A 1,808-nucleotide genomic window follows, 5' to 3' on the forward strand; every position below is an offset into this window, starting at 1 on the left:
GCTCTGGACCTATTGTTTCGTACATCCGTTTTGAATTGAACGCGGTGAAGCTTCAGCTCTTCAAAACAGTATTTTAACAATAAATACTTACACTCCGTATTAACCCGGGTGCGCCACACGGACGGATGGTACCACGTCCAACCTATTTCTACGCTTTTGTTGGGAAGTGATATATCTAAAAATCTCGTGCTTCCTACAATTGAATGTGACTTTATATCAAACACAGCAAAAGGCAGCTCTCTTCCCTCTTGCTTTGCTTCTAAAGCACTTTCAATCAGCCGTTTCATATCACTTAGACTATGAACTTTTACGGGGAGATGCTCCCAAATTCCTTTCGGTTTTGCAGCTTCATAGAGTCCTTGTTCATGCATTTTCCCAAGCGGCACTAGCTTTACCGCTGTTCCTACAAGCTCACCTGACTGTAGCATAACCTCGCTCCTTTTCGATACGTCTAAAGAAAATGTTAATACATGTATATGTACTGGAAAAGAGTCAGTTTCTGCTTATTGTAAGGTATCACTTTCAGAATACATAGCTAGTGATCAGCTAATTGTTTTTCGAGAAAATCACTTATTGTTTGCAAGGCTTGGTCTGCTGATTCTTTATTAAAGGTTTGTGAAAAAGGATTCATAAAACCATGAACGCCATAAAACTTTTTGATTTTCAAAAGCGGCTCTCTTTTTTGCTCTAATGAATTTATTAAAGAGTCTACATCAAATGTTTGCTCTTCAGCAGGAAAAATAAGAAGAGTTGGGCAAACAGGACTTCTATTTACATAATCTCTAATGCGTGATCCGTAACAGCCAATCACAAAGTTACACAAATTGCTTTCACTGCATAGCCACGACATTGTCGCTCCTACACTGAAGCCTATAACTCCTACTTCTTCATATTCTTGTTTTAGTTGAATTAACATGTTAGTAATTTGTCTTGAACCCTCATCAATACCAATGTTTTGAACAAAGTTTTGATAAGCCATTCCTTCTTCTTCATAGCTATAAGGAGCGTCTTTAGATAATAAGTTAGGGCAGATAATATCTGCCTCTAACTTAGACAATTTCTCTTTCATAAACTTCATATGATCATTCACACCGTATATTTCATGAATTAATAAAATCGCTTTATTTGATTTTTCCATTACTTTTATAAAACAGTCGTTTCCCTTGTCAATTCACGATGCAATACGTCTCCCATGCGCTTCATGCCTTCAACGATTTGTTCAGCAGACATATTAGAATAATTCAAGCGCAGCGCATTGTTTCTTGTGCCGTTTGGAAAGAATGGCGTTCCAGGCACACAGGCTACGTTATTTTTTAGACATTCTGAAAAGATATGTGCTGAATCGATTCCTTGGGGCAGTTCCACCCAAATAAACAATCCGCCTTCTGGCTTACTGTAAGACAAATTCTCCGGGAAAAATTCTTCGATGCACGATAGCATTTGGGTACATCGCTCTTTGTATACGGCTTTAATTTTTTGAATGTGCTCTTCGATATCATAAAGCTCCATGTACTTAGCCGTTACGCGCTGAGCAAAGCTGTCCGTATGCAAGTCAGCCACTTGCTTAAACGCTACGTACTTATCAATGAAAGCTTCGTCTGCACATACCCAGCCGATTCGAAGACCTGGTGCAAAAATTTTAGAGAATGTGCTGATGTAAATCACTCTGTTTTCTGTATCAAAATGCTTAACCGGGGGCAGCGCTTCTCCTGCAAATCGGACTCCTCCGTACGGATTATCTTCTACAATCAGCACGTCGTATGCGTTCGCAAGTTCGATCATTCGCTGACGTCTTTCTCGCGTTAAGG

3 protein-coding genes are annotated in these 1,808 nt (G+C 39.5%); all 3 read right to left on the reverse strand.

Annotated elements, in window-relative coordinates; all coding sequences use genetic code 11:
• On the reverse strand, nt 1-428 hold a 428-nt coding region (locus tag AC1DRF_RS25905), incomplete at its 3' end, for a GNAT family N-acetyltransferase (protein ID WP_477742064.1).
• A gap of 107 nt (nt 429-535) precedes the next feature.
• Complete coding sequence (locus tag AC1DRF_RS25910) at nt 536-1,138, reverse strand: dienelactone hydrolase family protein (protein ID WP_477742065.1); 603 nt, start codon at nt 1,136-1,138, stop codon at nt 536-538.
• Between the two features lie 5 nt (nt 1,139-1,143).
• Nucleotides 1,144-1,808 (reverse strand): aminotransferase-like domain-containing protein (locus AC1DRF_RS25915; protein WP_477742066.1); only part of this gene is annotated, 665 nt, incomplete at its 5' end.

It is taken from the genome of Priestia sp. P5_B4 (assembly GCF_056400385.1).

Bases quoted from the DNA above. Each gene is read 5' to 3' on its own strand.
- AC1DRF_RS25910 (WP_477742065.1), bottom strand. From the start codon at position 1,138: ATGGAAAAATCAAATAAAGCGATTTTATTAATTCATGAAATATACGGT.